14 protein-coding genes are annotated in these 17,217 nt (G+C 63.4%); 10 read left to right on the forward strand and 4 right to left on the reverse strand.

Translation table 11 applies throughout. From position 1 onward, the window contains the following. Window positions 1-3: 3 nt before the first annotated feature. Window positions 4-1,662, reverse strand: coding sequence for a GspE/PulE family protein (locus tag C3F42_RS18535; protein WP_094010950.1), 1,659 nt, complete (start codon window positions 1,660-1,662; stop codon window positions 4-6). Between the two features lie 97 nt (window positions 1,663-1,759). Next, entirely contained in the window at window positions 1,760-2,086 is a 327-nt protein-coding gene (locus C3F42_RS18540) for a hypothetical protein (RefSeq protein WP_094010951.1), read from the reverse strand. 125 nt (window positions 2,087-2,211) lie between these two features. On the opposite strand from C3F42_RS18540, the gene C3F42_RS18545 reads away from it, so the two are divergent. After that, the gene (locus C3F42_RS18545) at window positions 2,212-2,682 is read left to right on the forward strand and encodes an Lrp/AsnC family transcriptional regulator (protein WP_023631494.1); all 471 of its coding nucleotides are present in this window, start codon (window positions 2,212-2,214) and stop codon (window positions 2,680-2,682) included. Between the two features lie 52 nt (window positions 2,683-2,734). Here C3F42_RS18545 and C3F42_RS18550 read toward each other — a convergent pair whose 3' ends face one another. Then, window positions 2,735-4,114, reverse strand: coding sequence for an inorganic triphosphatase (locus C3F42_RS18550; protein ID WP_038707017.1), 1,380 nt, complete (start codon window positions 4,112-4,114; stop codon window positions 2,735-2,737). Window positions 4,115-4,252: 138 nt separating this feature from the next. Between C3F42_RS18550 and argE the strand changes: the two genes are divergently transcribed. Both argE and argA read left to right on the forward strand, forming a co-directional pair. Then, entirely contained in the window at window positions 4,253-5,398 is a 1,146-nt protein-coding gene (gene argE / locus C3F42_RS18555; protein ID WP_023631495.1) for an acetylornithine deacetylase, read from the forward strand. A gap of 108 nt (window positions 5,399-5,506) precedes the next feature. Further along, a complete protein-coding gene (gene argA, locus C3F42_RS18560) occupies window positions 5,507-6,805 on the forward strand; it encodes an amino-acid N-acetyltransferase (protein ID WP_038707016.1) in 1,299 nt (432 codons plus the stop codon). 45 nt (window positions 6,806-6,850) lie between these two features. On the opposite strand, the gene C3F42_RS18565 is transcribed toward argA, so the two are convergent. After that, a complete protein-coding gene (locus C3F42_RS18565; protein ID WP_038707015.1) occupies window positions 6,851-8,227 on the reverse strand; it encodes a glutamine synthetase family protein in 1,377 nt (458 codons plus the stop codon). Window positions 8,228-8,894: 667 nt separating this feature from the next. On the opposite strand from C3F42_RS18565, the gene C3F42_RS18575 reads away from it, so the two are divergent. The 7 genes from C3F42_RS18575 (at window position 8,895) to C3F42_RS18605 (ending at window position 17,193) form a co-directional block, all read left to right on the forward strand. Further along, window positions 8,895-10,253, forward strand: coding sequence for a glutamine synthetase family protein (locus C3F42_RS18575; protein WP_038707014.1), 1,359 nt, complete (start codon window positions 8,895-8,897; stop codon window positions 10,251-10,253). A gap of 48 nt (window positions 10,254-10,301) precedes the next feature. Further along, a complete protein-coding gene (locus tag C3F42_RS18580; protein WP_104444727.1) occupies window positions 10,302-11,663 on the forward strand; it encodes an aspartate aminotransferase family protein in 1,362 nt (453 codons plus the stop codon). A gap of 169 nt (window positions 11,664-11,832) precedes the next feature. Further along, the gene (locus tag C3F42_RS18585) at window positions 11,833-12,930 is read left to right on the forward strand and encodes a polyamine ABC transporter substrate-binding protein (protein WP_104444728.1); all 1,098 of its coding nucleotides are present in this window, start codon (window positions 11,833-11,835) and stop codon (window positions 12,928-12,930) included. A 161-nt stretch (window positions 12,931-13,091) separates the two neighbouring features. Continuing rightward, window positions 13,092-14,186, forward strand: a complete 1,095-nt coding sequence (locus C3F42_RS18590; RefSeq protein WP_104444729.1) for a polyamine ABC transporter substrate-binding protein — start codon at window positions 13,092-13,094, stop codon at window positions 14,184-14,186. 57 nt (window positions 14,187-14,243) lie between these two features. Continuing rightward, complete coding sequence (potA, locus tag C3F42_RS18595; protein ID WP_023630468.1) at window positions 14,244-15,386, forward strand: polyamine ABC transporter ATP-binding protein; 1,143 nt, start codon at window positions 14,244-14,246, stop codon at window positions 15,384-15,386. Next, window positions 15,383-16,303, forward strand: a complete 921-nt coding sequence (locus tag C3F42_RS18600) for an ABC transporter permease subunit (RefSeq protein WP_023630467.1) — start codon at window positions 15,383-15,385, stop codon at window positions 16,301-16,303. Before potA ends, C3F42_RS18600 begins: the two co-directional genes overlap by 4 nt. Then, window positions 16,300-17,193 (forward strand): ABC transporter permease subunit, encoded by an 894-nt coding sequence (locus C3F42_RS18605; RefSeq protein WP_038707013.1) that lies wholly within the window; start codon window positions 16,300-16,302, stop codon window positions 17,191-17,193. The genes C3F42_RS18600 and C3F42_RS18605 overlap by 4 nt, the downstream gene beginning before the upstream one ends. Window positions 17,194-17,217: the final 24 nt, after the last annotated feature.

The following is a 17,217-nucleotide window of genomic DNA, read 5'->3' on the forward strand; positions in this document are numbered from 1 at the left end:
TGGTTATCCACAGACCCGCAGGACCTCTTCGGTACAGGTTCTGCCCTGGGCGACCCGCTCCCCACCGTGCCGTCGAAGGTCACGCAGCCCGTCTACCTTGGCCTGTTGCCGCAGGGCTGCGAGGTCGCTGGCGGGGGTGATCCGTTCGCGCAACGCGGTGCTGACCTGGAGCAGTTCGAACAGCCCGGTACGCCCATGGAAACCCGTGCCCCTGCATTGCCGGCAGGCCTGGCGATCCTGCGGGCGAAGCTCCAGACATGCGCGACATAGCGTGCGCACCAGGCGCTGGGCCATGACCCCGAGCAGAGTCGCCCTGATCAAGTAGTCGGCGACACCCAGCTCCAGCAGGCGGGTGATCGCGCCGCAGGCGTCCTGGGTATGCAGGGTCGACAACACCAGATGCCCGGTGAGGGCCGCCTGCACGGCCACCTGGGCGGTTTCCCGGTCGCGGATTTCGCCGATCATGATGATGTCCGGGTCCTGGCGTAGCAGGGCGCGGGCACCGCTGGCGAAGTCCAGCTCCAGGCTGGGTTGGACCTGCAACTGGTTGATCATCGGTTCAAGGCGCTCGATCGGGTCCTCGATGCTGCACAGGTTGACCTGGGGGCTGGCCAGGTGCCGGAGGCTGGCGTACAGGGTGCTGGTCTTGCCCGAGCCGGTCGGCCCCGTCACCAGCAGGATGCCCTGACGTTGTTGCAGCAAGGCCAGCCACTGCTCCAGCAACGCGCCCTCCAGGCCCAGGGTTTCGAGGCTGTCGTGCAATTGTTGAGGGTCGGACAGGCGCAGCACCAGCTTCTCGCCGAACGGGGTGGGCAGGGTGGACAGGCGCAGCTCCACCTCGGCGCCGCTGGGCAGGCGGGTTTTCAGGCGGCCGTCCTGTGGCCGGCGCTTCTCGGCGACGTTCATGCGGCCCAGGTGCTTCAGCCGGCTGACCATTGCCAGGGTGACGCTGGCCGGGAAGGCATACACCGCGTGCAGCAGGCCATCGATGCGCAGGCGCAGATGGCCTTGTTCACGGCGGGGCTCCAGGTGGATATCGCTGGCGCGCTGCTCAATGGCGTACTGCAGCATCCAGTCGACGATGTGCACGATATGGGCATCGTCCGCGCTGGCCTGGGTTTGCCTGGCACCTAGTTCGAGCAGTTGCTCCAGCTCGCCGAGGCGGGGCAACTGGCCAAGGCCTGCGCCGCGCACGGAGTGGGCCAGGCCCAGGAAGGTCGGGCGCAGCTGGCGCAGCTGTCGCGGACTGGCCAGCACCCGGCGCACTGCCTTGCCCAGGCTGCGGCTCAGGTCTGCCTCCCATTCGCGTTGATAAGGCTGGGCGCTGGCCACCGTGACACTGTGTTCATCCACGGCCACGGCGAGGATGCCATGGCGCTGGGCGAAGGCGGCGGACATCAGCCCGGCCACGCGCACCAGGTCGACCTGCAAGGGGTCGATTGCCAGAAATGGCTGGCCAACCCGGTCTGCCAACCAACGGCACAGGGCATCCAGCCCCAGCGGGTGGCCGATGGCGGCGATCAGCTCCAGGGGATGTTCGCCAGGGTGGGCCTTGGCGCGCTCGAGAGCCGCGAGCGCGGCTTCGGGGGCGATCCGCTGCTCCGCCAGCAAGGCGTCCAGCAGGCGATTGAGGTCGAGATCAAGGTGGTCGTTGGCGAGCATGCAAGCGTCCTTGCCGGGCTTCAGAGGCTTGGGCAAGGCTAGTCGTGCAGGACGCACGGCGTCGGTGCAAAGGGTTTCCGGACATTGCCTGCCGGTTTCAACGGCGGGCGACCTCCGCAAGCTGTGGCAGGTTCGCCAGGCACACTTCGCTAACGCAGACCAGGTTGCGCAGTTTCTGCGCGATGACTTCGGCTCGGTGCCAGCTCAGGCCGCCGACGCCGATCGCCACGTCCAGCAGATCGTCGCACTGGCTCACGTTGACGCTGTGCGGGGTGAGGAACTGCAGGGCGAACAGGTTGAGCACGCGACACAGGCTGTCCGGTTCGGCGTCGGCCTGCAGGCGGTAGTGCACAGTGCAGTGGACAGTGTTGGCGGCCCAGGCGTCGAGGCGGGGCAAGTTGAGGGGCCGTTCGAGTGCGTTCATGCTGGGTCTCCGCGAAAGTGGAGAAATTCTTGCACGTCAGACGGGGCATTTTTTCGCTATGATTCGCCAATATCGCGCTAATTCGAATTTTTTAATTCGCAAAAATGCAAATTGGAGAATTAATAATGCTTGGCGAATTGGACGCTTATGACCGGCGCATTCTTGAACTGCTGCAAGACGACGCCTCGCTGTCCAGCGCGCAGATCGCCGAGCGTGTGGGCCTGTCGCAGTCACCTTGCTGGCGGCGCATTCAGCGCCTGAGAGAGGAGGGGGTGATTCGCGGCCAGGTGACGCTGCTGGACCGCAAGAAGGTAGGGCTGAACACGCAGATCTTCGCCGAAGTGAAGCTCAACGCCCATGGCCGTTCGAACTTCGCCGAGTTCACCGAGGCGATCCGCGGTTTTCCCGAAGTGCTGGAATGTTATGTGCTGATGGGGGCGGTGGACTTCCTGCTGCGTATCGTCACCTCGGATATCGAGGCTTACGAGCGGTTCTTCTTCGAAAAGCTGTCGAACGTGCCGGGTATTCAGGAAGTCAACTCGATCGTGGCGTTGTCGGAGATCAAGTCGACCACGAGCCTGCCGCTGAGGCCCTGAAGAGCCAATCGCGGGCAAGCCCGCTCCCACGAGTGCAGGAGCGGGCGGCCACTCAGGCCTTGAGCAGGTGCTTCCAGGCGCGGTTCTGCTCGATGGCGCGAGCCTGCTCGATGCGGGCTTCGAGCAGTTCGCCCTTGTCTTCCTCCAGTAGCGGCAGTTCAGCCAGCTCGTGCAGCTTGTTCAGCTCGCCGTAGAGGCGGTCCTGCTGTGGCAGGTCGAGCACTTGGCGGGCGTGGTGCAGCCAGGTCTGCACGGTCTCGATGCGCGGCAGTTGCTCGGCCAGGTCCTCTGGACGCTGCACATACAGCGGCAGCTTCAGGGCGCGGGCTTCCTCGCCCAGCAAGTGCTGCAGCCAGCTGGCCAGCTGCGCCTTGCCCTGGCGCTCGCCACGGCCCTTGCGCTCGACGGTCCAGGCGCGGGCGGTCAGCCAGCGTGCGGTCTCCAGGGAGAACTGGCCCCAGCGCGGATCTTCCAGCTCTTCGGCGAACTGCTCGGGGGCGGCGCGACGGATGTCCTCGTCGTCATTGCCGGCCAATACCAGCGGGCGCCAGTCTTCCAGCAACGCATCGAGGCTGGCGCGCAGGGCGCGGGTGGTCGGGCGCGGTGCCGCCTGGCCGAGGCTGGCGGTTAGGGCGCGCAGTTCGGCCAGACAGCGAACCCAGTCCTGCAGCAGGCGCCAGTGGCCATTGTGGCGATACTGCTCGGCCAGGCGCTGGCTGCTGCCCAGCAGTTGCCAGGCCAGGGCGGCGTAGGCGTCGTCCATCGGCATCTCGGCGTGCAGCTCGGTCACCGGCAGGCCCAGCTCGTAGCTGTCCGGATCGAGCAGGCGGTAGCCGCGCTCGGCCTTGCTGATGTCGCAAGGCATCAGGGCGAGGCTGGCAGACAGCTCGGCGGCCAGTTCCAGCAGCGCCTCTGGGGCACCTTCACGCAGTTCCAGTTCCAGCTCGCAAATTTCTTCCTTGCGCTTGCCGGCGATCACGAAGCCCTGGTCGATGGCCGCTTCGATCACTACCTTGGCCTTGCCGCGGCCCCAGGCGATCTCGGCGTACTCGCGGGTGAAATCGGTGGTGAACAGCGGTTTGATGGCCTTCTTGTCCAGCCCGGCCAGTTGCTCGGGCCAGCAGGTGCCATCGAGTTTCTTCAGGTCGAGCTTGACCTTGTCCAGGTGCCATTCGAACTCGTTGCGCTCGGACAGGCCGGCCACGCTCTGGCCGCGGCATTTGAGGGTCTGGATGATGACCTCGCCGTCGCGGCGCAGGCGCAGGGCGACACGGGCGGCGGACAGGTCGCGCTCCGGGGTGTCGAAGTACTGGTTGAGCAGTTCGCGGGTCTGCCAGCCGGACTTGTTGCGCTTTTTCAGCAGCGGGTGCTCGCGCAGGGCGGCAAGGGTCTCGCGACTGGCGCGGAGTTTGAGTTCGGTTTCTGTGTGCATCGCGGGCTCGGAAGGAGGGGCATCGTGATTGGGCAGTCTACAGCACTTGCGGCTTGAATCCTTGCTTGTGGGCGCGCGCTTGCCTTGCGGGTCTTTTGCATTGTTATGATGCCCCTCACGCCTCCGAGGAATCCGCGCATGCCGTTGCCATCGCTGAAAGACCAGTTTGCCGCCCTGATCGCCGCACCTTCGGTCAGTTGCACACAGGCTGCGCTGGACCAGTCCAACCGAGCCGTCATCGACCTGCTGGCCGGCTGGTTGGGTGACCTGGGTTTCACCTGCGAGATCCAACAGGTCAGCCCTGGCAAGTTCAACCTGCTGGCCAGCCGCGGCACCGGCCCGGGCGGGCTGGTGCTGGCCGGGCACAGCGACACGGTGCCCTTCGACCCGCAACTGTGGAGCAGCGACCCGCTCAGGCTCACCGAAGTCGATGGCCGTTGGGTCGGCCTGGGCAGTTGCGACATGAAGGGCTTCTTCGCCCTCGTCATCGAGGCGGTGATCCCGCTGCTCGAGCACGATTTCAAGCAGCCTCTGCTGATCCTCGCCACCTGCGACGAAGAAAGCTCGATGTCCGGGGCCCGGGCCCTGGCCGAGGCCGGCCAGCCCCTCGGGCGGGCGGCGGTGATCGGCGAGCCCACCGGGCTCAAGCCGATCCGCATGCACAAGGGCATCCTCATGGACCGCATCGACATTCTCGGGCGCAGTGGCCATTCGTCGGATCCGAACCTGGGCCGCAGCGCCCTGGAGGCCATGCATGCGGTGATGGGTGAGCTGATGGCGCTGCGCCGCAGCTGGCAGGAGCAGTACCGCAACCCCCAGTTCACGGTGCCTGCCCCGACCCTGAACTTCGGCTGCATACATGGCGGCGACAACCCCAACCGCATCTGTGGTCAATGCGCCCTGGAGTTCGACCTGCGCCCGTTGCCAGGCATGGATGTGGAGCAGCTGCGCGCAGCGATCCGCGGCAAGCTCACCCCGCTGGCCGAACGTCATGAAGTGCGTATCGACTATGCGCCGCTGTTCCCGGAAGTGCCCCCGTTCGAGCAGGCTGCCGACAGCGAGCTGGTGCGCCTGGCCGAGCGCCTGACCGGCCATCGCGCCGAAGCAGTGGCCTTTGGTACCGAAGCGCCTTATCTTCAGCAGCTCGGTTGCCAGACCATCGTGCTGGGGCCCGGGGACATCGCCTGTGCCCATCAGCCCGGCGAGTACCTTGAAATGTCACGTATCGAGCCTACCGTGCGTCTATTGCGTGACCTGATCCGGCACTATTGCCTGAACCATTGAGCTTTCCTGAGCAGAGGAGACCGCGCGTGACCGCAAGCCTGTTCCGACGATGACTTTCGAACGTTGTGCGCCTTTTCGTTCTCCGTTCACTTATCCACAGGCCTTGTCATGCCCGATTACGTCAACTGGTTGCGCCATGCTTCTCCCTACATCAACGCCCACCGCGATTGCACTTTCGTGGTCATGCTCCCCGGTGATGGCGTCGAGCACCCGAACTTCGGCAACATCGTCCACGACCTGGTGCTGCTGCACAGCCTGGGCGTGCGCCTGGTGCTGGTCCACGGTTCACGTCCGCAGATCGAGAGTCGCCTCGCCGCACGCGGCCTGACCCCGCACTATCACCATGGCATGCGCATCACCGATGCGGCCACGCTGGACTGCGTGATCGACGCTGTCGGCGCCCTGCGCCTGGCCATTGAAGCGCGCCTGTCGATGGACATGGCGGCCTCGCCCATGCAGGGCTCGCGCCTGCGGGTGGCCTCCGGCAACCTGGTCACGGCACGGCCAATCGGGGTGCTTGAAGGGGTCGACTATCACCATACCGGAGAAGTGCGCCGCGTCGACCGCAAGGGCATCAATCGCCTGCTCGATGAACGTTCCATCGTGTTGCTGTCGCCGCTGGGCTATTCGCCGACCGGCGAGATCTTCAACCTCGCCTGCGAGGATGTGGCCACCCGCGCCGCCATCGAGCTGGGCGCCGACAAGTTGCTGCTGTTCGGGGCCGAGCCGGGTCTGCTGGACGAGCGTGGGCAATTGGTGCGCGAGCTGCGCCCGCAGCATATCGCGCCGCACCTGCAGCGGCTGGGCAGTGACTACCAGGCCGAGCTGCTGGATGCCGCCGCCGAGGCCTGCAAGGGCGGTGTGGCACGCAGTCATATAGTCAGTTATGCCGAGGACGGCGCGCTGCTGACCGAGCTGTTCACCCGTGGGGGCGGTGGCACGCTGGTGTCCCAGGAGCAGTTCGAGGTGGTGCGCGAGGCGACCATCGAGGATGTCGGCGGCCTGCTGGAGCTGATCAGCCCGCTGGAAGAGCAGGGCATCCTGGTGCGCCGTTCACGGGAGGTGCTGGAGCGGGAGATCGAACAGTTCAGCGTGGTCGAGCGCGAGGGCATGATCATCGCCTGCGCGGCGCTTTACCCGATTGCCGATTCCGAGGCGGGGGAGCTGGCGTGCCTGGCGGTAAACCCGGAGTACCGGCATGGCGGGCGTGGTGACGAACTGCTCGAGCGCATCGAGGAGCGGGCGCGCACGCTGGGGCTCAATACCTTGTTCGTGCTGACGACCCGGACCGCACACTGGTTCCGTGAGCGCGGCTTCTCGCCCAGTGGCGTGGAAAGGCTGCCGGCGGCGCGGGCTTCGCTGTACAACTACCAGCGTAATTCGAAGATCTTCGAGAAACCGCTCTGATGCCGAGGCAATGAAAAACGCCGCCCTTGTGGGCGGCGTTTTCGTTTACACGGTGTGCAAGTACCAGTTGTACTCGAGGTCGGAGATCGAGTGCTCGAACTCCTCCAGCTCGCTTTCCTTGCACGCGACGAAGATGTCGATGTACTTCGGATCGATGTACTTGTTGAGGATCTCGCTGTCGTCCAGCTCGCGCAGTGCATCGCGCAGGTTGTTCGGCAGGCTCTGCTCCAGCTGCTCGTACGAGTTGCCTTCGATCGGCTCGCCCGGTTCGACCTTGTTGGTCAGGCCATGGTGCACGCCGGCCAGTACCGCAGCCATCATCAGGTACGGGTTGGCGTCGGCGCCGGCCACGCGGTGCTCGATGCGCACGGCATCCGGCGAGCCGGTCGGCACGCGCAGCGCCACGGTACGGTTGTCCAGGCCCCAGCTCGGTGCGTTCGGCACATAGAACTGCGCGCCGAAACGGCGGTACGAGTTGACGTTCGGGCAAAGGAACGCCATCGAGGCGGGCAGGGTCTCGAGCACACCGCCGACAGCGTGACGTAGCGCGGCGTTCTGCTCGGGATCCTCGCTGGTGAAGATGTTGTTGCCATCTTTGTCCAGCACGGAAATGTGTACATGCAGGCCGTTGCCTGCCTGGCCCGGGTAGGGCTTGGCCATGAAGGTGGTGTCCATTTCATGGTCGTAGGCGATGTTCTTGATCAGGCGCTTGAGCAGCACCGCATAGTCACAGGCCTTGAGCGGGTCGGCGACGTGGTGCAGGTTGACTTCGAACTGCGCCGGGGCGCTTTCCTTGACGATGGCGTCGGCAGGAATGCCTTGCTCCTTCGCACCTTCGAGGATGTCCTGCAGGCAGTCGGCGTATTCGTCGAGGTCGTCGATCAGGTACACCTGGGTCGACTGCGGGCGCTTGCCGGAAATCGGCGAGCGTGGCGGCTGCGGGCGGCCGTTCACGTTCTCCTGGTCGATCAGGTAGAACTCCAGCTCGAACGCGGCGCAGATGGTCAGGCCCAGGTCGGTGAACTTGCTCACCACCTGGCGCAGTACTTCACGGGGGTCTGCGAAGAACGGCTCGCCTTCGATCTCGTGCATGGTCATCAGTAGCTGCGCGGTCGGGCGCTTCTGCCAAGGCTCGTTGCAGAGAGTGTCGGGGATCGGGTAGCAGATACGGTCGGCATCGCCGATGTCCAGGCCCAGGCCTGTGCTTTCGACGGTTGAACCGTTGATATCCAGGGCGAAGAGGGAGGCCGGCAGGTTGATGCCTTTCTCGTAAACCTTGTGGAGGCTGGTGCGCTCTATGCGCTTGCCGCGCACCACACCATTCATATCTGCAATCAGAAGGTCAACGTAGAGAACCTCAGGATGTTCCTTAAGGAACGCGTTCGCTTCGTTAAGCTGAACGGCACGCGGGGGTACCGACATGATGCAACACCTTTGTTGTTAAAAATATCAATCAAGGGGGGCTTGCAACCCCAGTCAATCGGAAAGACCAGGTTAAGTCAAGCCAGCACCCTGATGCCCTTAAATGGCACATCTACGGCAGATTTGCTGCATCTCGGGGCGTGCCATTATCCGCTATTTTCGACTTGAAGGGTTATCCCGAGCGGGGCGTGTTTTATTTTTTACGGGGGAGTTGTGTAAAAAAATGAACGAGGCTAAGCTCGGCATCAACCCAGAACACAATAATACGAGGGTCACATGGTCCGCCTGTCGAGACCTGCCAGCGCCGCATGCACGGTGCGTTCAGGTACATCTCCCGGTTGCCGTCCGGTCACTGCACGCCTGCTTCGAAGGGGCGCCGCGCTGGCCGCAATAATTGACGGTTCGCTTGAAAAAGCCATGCCTCGTAACGCTTTAGCGCAACACCTCCTTTCCTTCTGCCCTTCGTTTTCTATCCGGACGCGCGCCCATGGCGTGTATCCATTGTCGTCCTGCGCGAGGGTTTTTGCTTTAGCCATGCACAGCATCCAGAATCAAGGCGCGGGCCTGTCCTGGCCCCTCGGCGCGCTGCGCGCCGACTTTGTCCGACGCTTGGCGTCAGTGGCCGCCGGTTGCCGCCAACCGCGCCACATTACCTCCTGAGGTATTTATGAGTAACAACCTCGACCAGCTCACCGATTGGTTGAAAGAGCACAAGATCACCGAAGTGGAATGCCTGATCAGCGACCTGACCGGTATCACCCGCGGCAAGATCTCGCCCACCAACAAATTCATCGCCGAAAAGGGCATGCGCCTGCCCGAGAGCGTGCTGCTGCAGACCGTGACCGGCGATTACGTCGACGATGACATCTATTACGAACTGCTCGACCCGGCCGATATCGACATGATCTGCCGCCCCGACGAGAACGCGGTGTTTCTCGTGCCATGGGCCATCGAGCCGACCGCCCAGGTGATCCACGACACCTACGACAAGAAGGGCAACCCGGTCGAGCTGTCGCCGCGCAACGTGCTGAAGAAGGTCCTTAAACTCTACGCAGACAAAGGCTGGCAGCCTATCGTCGCCCCCGAGATGGAGTTCTACCTGACCAAGCGTAGCGAAGACCCGGACTTTCCGCTGCAGCCGCCGGTGGGCCGTTCCGGCCGCCCGGAAACCGGCCGACAGTCGTTCTCCATCGAGGCGGCCAACGAATTCGACCCACTGTTCGAGGACGTCTACGACTGGTGCGAGCTGCAGCAGCTGGACCTCGACACGCTGATCCACGAGGACGGCACCGCGCAGATGGAAATCAACTTCCGTCATGGCGACGCCCTGCACCTGGCCGACCAGATCCTGGTGTTCAAACGCACCATGCGCGAGGCGGCGCTCAAGCACAACGTGGCCGCCACCTTCATGGCCAAGCCGATGACCGGCGAGCCGGGCAGCGCCATGCACCTGCACCAGAGCGTGGTAGATGCCGTCACCGGCAAGAACATCTTCTCCAACGCCGACGGCAGCATGAGCGAGTTGTTCCTCAATCACATCGGCGGCCTGCAGAAGTTCATCCCCGAGGCGCTGCCGCTGTTCGCCCCCAACGTCAACTCGTTCCGCCGCTTCCTGCCGGACACCTCCGCGCCGGTGAACGTCGAGTGGGGCGAAGAGAACCGCACCGTCGGCTTGCGCGTACCGGATGCCGGGCCGCAGAACCGCCGGGTCGAGAACCGCCTGCCGGGCGCCGACGCCAACCCGTACCTGGCCATCGCCGCCAGCCTGCTGTGCGGCTATATCGGCATGGTCGAAGGCATCGAGGCCAGCGCGCCAGTCCAGGGCCGCGGCTACGAGCGCCGAAACCTGCGCCTGCCGCTGACCATCGAGGACGCCCTCGAGCGCATGGAAATCAGCCGTGCGCTGGAGCAGTACCTGGGCAAGAAATTCATCACCGGCTACGTCGCCACCAAGCGCGCCGAGCACGAGAACTTCAAGCGCGTCATCAGCTCCTGGGAGCGAGAGTTCCTGCTGTTTGCTGTGTGATCAACCCTGAGGCCGCCAGGGCGCGGCCACCGGACCATGGAGAAGCACATGAGCGTCAACAACCCGCAAACCCGTGAATGGCAAACCCTGAGCGGCGAGCACCACCTTGCACCTTTCAGCGACTACAAACAGCTGAAGGAAAAGGGGCCGCGCATCATCACCAAGGCGCAGGGTGTGCATTTGTGGGACAGCGAGGGGCACAAGATCCTCGACGGCATGGCCGGCCTGTGGTGCGTGGCGGTCGGCTATGGCCGTGAAGAGCTGGTACGGGCGGCGGAGCAGCAGATGCGCGAGCTGCCGTACTACAACCTGTTCTTCCAGACGGCCCACCCGCCGGCGCTGGAGCTGGCCAAGGCGATCACCGACGTGGCGCCTGCCGGCATGACCCATGTGTTCTTCACCGGCTCCGGCTCCGAGGGCAACGACACCGTGCTACGCATGGTCCGCCACTACTGGGCGCTCAAGGGCAAGCCGGGCAAGCAGACGATCATCGGTCGCATCAACGGTTACCACGGTTCCACCGTCGCCGGTGTGAGCCTGGGCGGCATGAGCGGCATGCACGAGCAGGGCGGCCTGCCGATCCCGGGCATCGTGCATATCCCGCAGCCGTACTGGTTCGGCGAGGGTGGCGACATGACCCCGGATGAGTTCGGCGTATGGGCCGCCGAGCAGTTGGAGAAGAAAATTCTCGAAGTCGGCGAGGACAATGTCGCCGCCTTCATCGCCGAGCCGATCCAGGGCGCCGGCGGGGTGATCATTCCGCCAGACACCTACTGGCCGAAGATCAAGGAAATCCTCGCCAAGTACGACATCCTCTTCGTTGCCGACGAAGTGATCTGCGGTTTCGGCCGCACTGGCGAGTGGTTCGGCTCCGACTACTACGGCCTTGAACCCGACCTGATGACCATCGCCAAGGGCCTGACTTCCGGTTACATCCCCATGGGTGGTGTGATCGTGCGTGACACTGTGGCCAAGGTGATCAGCGAAGGCGGCGATTTCAACCATGGCTTCACCTACTCCGGCCACCCTGTGGCGGCAGCGGTGGGCCTGGAAAACCTGCGCATCCTGCGTGACGAGCAGATCGTCGAGAAGGCCCGCGATGAAGTGGCACCCTACTTGCAAAAACGACTGCGTGAGCTGCAGGACCACCCACTGGTGGGCGAGGTGCGCGGCCTGGGCCTGCTCGGCGCGATCGAGCTGGTCAAGGACAAGGCCACCCGCAGCCGTTACGAGGGCAAGGGCGTGGGCATGGTCTGCCGCAACTTCTGCTTCGACAACGGCCTGATCATGCGCGCCGTCGGCGACACCATGATCATCGCGCCGCCGCTGGTGATCAGCCGCGAAGAAGTGGACGAGCTGGTGGAAAAGGCGCGCAAGTGCCTGGATTTGACGTACGAAGCGATTAAATGACGGTCTGCTAGGCTGGCGAGGTGACATTAAGTCCGTTACAGGCGCTGCTTTTGTTGAAACAGCGCCTTGTAACTTGCCAGACTAACGGCTGTTTCAGTCGCCCAGCGCGTGACCCGTGGGACCTGGCTGCTGAACAGATGGCTTGATAATAAATTCTGGAGCATTACGCATGAAGAAATTGGGCAAGACGCTGCTGGCCGCCGCCCTTATGGGTGCCATGGCCACCGCTGTTCAGGCTGACGACAAGGTGCTGCACGTCTACAACTGGTCGGACTATATCGCCCCGGACACCGTGGCCAACTTCGAGAAAGAGACCGGCATCAAGGTCGTCTACGACGTCTTCGACAGCAACGAGACTCTTGAAGCCAAGCTGCTGGCGGGCAAGTCGGGTTACGACATCGTCGTGCCGTCCAACAACTTCCTGGCCAAGCAGATCAAGGCCGGCGTCTATCAGGAACTGGACCGCTCCAATCTGCCGAGCTGGAAAAACCTCGACCCGGCCCTGCTCAAGGCGGTCGGCGATGCCAGCGACCCGGGCAACAAGTACGCCTTCCCCTACATGTGGGGCTCCATCGGCATCGGCTACAACCCGGAGAAGGTCAAGGCCGCGCTGGGCGTCGACAAGATCGACTCGTGGGACGTGGTGTTCAAGCCAGAGAACATCGCCAAGCTCAAGAGCTGCGGCGTGAGCTTCCTCGATGCGCCGACAGAGATGATCCCGGCCGCGCTGCACTACCTGGGCAAACCGAGCGACAGCACCAAGAAAGAAGACCTGAAGGCGGCCGAGGACCTGTTCCTGAAAATCCGCCCTTCGATCACCTACTTCCACTCTTCCAAGTACATCTCGGACCTGGCCAACGGCAACATCTGCGTGGCCGTGGGTTACTCGGGTGACCTGGAGCAGTCCAAGGCCCGTGCCCACGAGGCCGGCGACAAGGTCAAGCTGAGCTATGTCATTCCGAAGGAAGGTGCTGGCACCTTCTATGACATGGTCGCCATCCCGAAAGATGCCGAGAACGTCGACGCCGCCTACAAGTTCATGGAATACCTGCTGCAGCCGAAAGTGATGGCCGGTATTACCAACGCCGTGCGTTTCCCGAACGGTAACAAGGCAGCCACCGAGTTCGTCGACAAGGACATTACCAGCGATGCGGCGATCTACCCTTCCGAGGAAGTGAAAGCGCAGCTCTACGCGATCAAGGCGCCCGAGAAGACCGCCCAGCGCGAGATCACCCGCAGCTGGACCAAGATCAAGTCGGGCAAGTAAGCCCGATGCGGCAACCTCTGGGCCGGGCTTTTCCGGCCCAGAGGCCAGTAACGGCAAATAAGTTTGCGGCATCCACGCCGTGAAGGTAAGTTGCGCGCCGGTTTTGCGTGTGCGGCCGAGGTTTACTGCCCGCAAAGGCACTGATTGTGAGGACCACCCACTTGTCTATTTCTTTTTTTCGCCAGGCCTTGATGGCCGGAGCGGGTCTGACGCTGGCTTGCAGCGTCCAAGCGGCGCCCACGGTGCACATCTACAACTGGTCCGACTATGTCGGCCCCACCACGCTCGCCGATTTCCAGAAGGAAACCGGGATCGAGCCCAAATACGATGTCTTCGACAGCAACGAGACGCTGGAAGGCAAGCTGCTGGCCGGGCGCACCGGCTATGACGTGGTCGTGCCGTCCAACCATTTCCTCGGCAAGCAGATCAAGGCGGGCGCGTTCCAGAAGCTCGACCGCGACCTGCTGCCCAATTATGCGAACCTCGACCCGGCGCTGATGAAGCGCCTGGAGAAGAACGACCCGGGCAACCAGTACGCCGTCCCCTACCTGTGGGGCACCAATGGCATTGGCTACAACGTCGAGAAGGTCAAGGCGGCGCTGGGCACCGACAAGATCGATTCCTGGGCGGTGCTGTTCGAGCCCGACAACATGAAGAAGCTCAGCAAGTGCGGCGTGGCCTTCCTCGACTCCGCCGATGAGATGCTGCCGGCGGTGCTCAACTACATGGGCCGCGACCCCAACAGCAGCAACCCCAAGGACTACGCCGATGCGGAGAAGAAACTGCTGGCCGTGCGTCCCTACGTGACTTACTTCCATTCTTCGAAATACATCACCGATCTCGCCAACGGCGACATCTGCGTGGCCGCCGGCTTCTCCGGCGACGTGTTCCAGGCCAAGGCCCGCGCTGAAGAGGCGAAGAAGGGCGTGAAGCTGGCCTACGCCATCCCCAAGGAAGGCGGCAACCTCTGGTTCGATGTGCTGGCGATTCCCAAGGACGCCAGCAACGTCAAGGAGGCCCATGCCTTCATCAACTATTTGCTGAAACCTGAGGTTATCGCCCAGGTCAGTGATTACGTCGGTTACGCCAACCCGAACCCCAAGGCTGGCGACCTGATGGACCAGGCCGTGAGGACTGACGCCGCGGTTTACCCACCGCAGGAAGTGCTGGACAAGATGTTCGTCAACGCCGAGTTGCCACCCAAGGTGCAACGTTTGATGACCCGCAGCTGGACCAAGGTCAAGTCGGGCAAGTAACAATCCAGGCCCGCCAGCGCAGCGGCGGGCACACAAATCTTGTTGGGAGTTTCACTCATGGCAGTTGCCTCCGGTGCCTATAAGAAAGCCCTCGAGGGTGGCCAGCAACCCAAGCAGGTGCTGGTCAAGATCGACCGGGTCACGAAAAAGTTCGACGAAACGGTAGCCGTGGACGATGTGTCCCTGGAAATCCGCAAGGGCGAGATTTTCGCCCTGCTGGGCGGCTCCGGTTCCGGCAAGTCCACCTTGCTGCGCATGCTGGCCGGTTTCGAGCGTCCGACCGAAGGGCGGATCTTCCTCGATGGCGTCGACATCACCGACATGCCGCCCTACGAGCGGCCGATCAACATGATGTTCCAGTCCTACGCGCTGTTCCCGCACATGACCGTGGCGCAGAACATCGCCTTCGGCCTGCAGCAGGACAAGATGCCCAAGGCCGAGATCGAGGCCCGCGTGGCCGAGATGCTCAAGCTGGTGCACATGACCCAGTACGCCAAGCGCAAGCCGCACCAGCTGTCCGGTGGCCAGCGCCAGCGCGTGGCCCTGGCCCGATCGCTGGCCAAGCGTCCCAAGCTGCTGCTGCTCGACGAGCCGATGGGCGCGCTGGACAAGAAACTGCGCTCGCAGATGCAACTGGAGCTGGTGGAGATCATCGAGCGCGTGGGCGTGACCTGCGTGATGGTGACCCACGACCAGGAAGAGGCCATGACCATGGCCCAGCGCATCGCCATCATGCACCTGGGTTGGATCGCCCAGATCGGCAGCCCTATCGACGTCTACGAGACCCCGACCAGCCGCCTGGTCTGCGAGTTCATCGGCAACGTCAACCTGTTCGAGGGAGAGGTGGTCGACGACGCCGAAGGCCACGCGATCATTGCCAGCCCGGAACTGGAGCGCAAGATCTACGTCGGCCACGGTGTCACCACCTCGGTCGAGGACAAGCACATCACCTACGCCTTGCGCCCCGAGAAGCTGCTGGTCACCACCGAGCAGCCGACCTGCGAGCACAATTGGTCGCGCGGCAAGGTCCACGACATCGCCTACCTCGGCGGCCACTCGGTGTTCTACGTCGAGCTGCCCAGCGGCAAGATCGTCCAGTCGTTCGTCGCCAACGCCGAGCGCCAGGGCACCCGCCCGACCTGGGACGACGAAGTCTACGTGTGGTGGGAAGACGACAGCGGCGTGGTGCTGCGGTCATGAAAATCCGCAAGCTCAAGCGAGCGTTCCAGCGCCTTGTCCCGGAGGGGCGGCACCTGGTGATCGGCGTGCCGTTCATCTGGCTGTTCCTGTTCTTCATGCTGCCGTTCTTCATCGTCCTGAAGATCAGCTTTGCCGAAGCCGATGTGGCCATCCCGCCGTACACCGAGATCTACACCTACCTGGAAGGCAAGGTCCAGCTGGTGCTGAACCTGGCCAACTATGGCCTGCTGACCGAGGACGAGCTGTACATCGCGGCCTACCTCGGCTCGCTCAAGGTGGCCTTCTTCAGCACCTTGCTCTGCCTGCTGATCGGCTACCCGATGGCCTACGCCATCTCCAAGGCCAGGAAAGAGTCGCAGACCGTCCTGCTGCTGCTGATCATGATGCCGACCTGGACTGCGATCCTGATCCGCGTCTACGCCTGGATGGGCATCCTCAGCAACAACGGCCTGCTCAACAGCTTCCTGCTGTGGCTGGGGCTGATCGACCAACCGCTGCAGATCCTCAACACCAACCTGGCGGTGTATATCGGCGTGGTCTATTCGTACCTGCCGTTCATGATCCTGCCGTTGTACGCCAACCTGGTGAAGCACGACGAGAGCCTGCTGGAGGCTGCATCCGACCTCGGTTCGAGCACTTTCAACAGCTTCTGGAAGATCACCGTGCCGCTGTCGAAAAACGGCATCATCGCCGGCTGCATGCTGGTTTTCATCCCGGTGGTGGGCGAATTCGTGATTCCTGAACTGCTCGGCGGCCCGGAAACCCTGATGATCGGTAAAGTGCTGTGGCAAGAGTTCTTCAACAACCGTGACTGGCCGGTGGCATCCGCGCTGGCGGTAGTGATGCTGGCGATCCTGATCGTACCGATCCTGCTGTTCAACCGCAGCCAGGCCAAAGAGATGGAGGGCCGCGCATGAAACGCTTCAGTTTCTCCAAGCTGATGCTGGTGCTCGGCTTGCTGTTCATCTACCTGCCGATGCTGATCCTGGTGATCTACTCGTTCAACGCCTCCAAGCTGGTGACGGTATGGGGCGGCTGGTCGGTGAAGTGGTACGTCGGCCTGCTCGACAACACCCAGCTGATGGGTTCGGTGATGCGCTCGCTGGAGATCGCCTGCTACACGGCAGTGGCCGCGGTGGCGCTGGGTACCCTGGCGGCCTTCGTGCTGACCCGGGTCACCCGCTTCAAGGGTCGCACGCTGTTCGGTGGCCTGGTCACCGCGCCGTTGGTGATGCCCGAGGTGATCACCGGTCTGTCGCTGTTGCTGCTGTTCGTGGCCATGGCGCAGATGATCGGCTGGCCGCAGGAGCGTGGCATCGTCACCATCTGGATCGCCCACACTACATTCTGCGCCGCCTATGTGGCGGTGGTGGTGTCGGCACGCCTGCGCGAACTGGACCTGTCCATCGAGGAGGCGGCCATGGACCTGGGGGCCAAGCCGTGGAAGGTGTTCTTCCTGATCACCATCCCGATGATCGCGCCGTCGCTGGCAGCGGGCGGCATGATGTCCTTCGCCCTGTCGCTGGATGACCTGGTGCTGGCCAGCTTCGTCTCCGGCCCAGGCTCGACCACCCTGCCGATGGAAGTGTTCTCGGCCGTGCGCCTGGGCGTGAAGCCGGAGATCAACGCCGTGGCCAGCCTGATCCTGCTGTCGGTGTCGCTGGTGACCTTCATGGTCTGGTACTTCAGCCGCCAGGCCGAGGAGCGTCGTCGTCGGGCGATCCAGCAGGCCATCGAGGAGGGCGCCGCGGCGAACGTCTCGCAGCCGCAGGTACGTCGTCCGGCCCAGGCCGCCGCGCAGGCCTGAGCCAACGCATCGCGGGGCAAGGCG

The organism is Pseudomonas sp. PONIH3, from assembly GCF_002934345.1.
Taxonomy (GTDB): Bacteria; Pseudomonadota; Gammaproteobacteria; order Pseudomonadales; family Pseudomonadaceae; genus Aquipseudomonas; species Aquipseudomonas soli.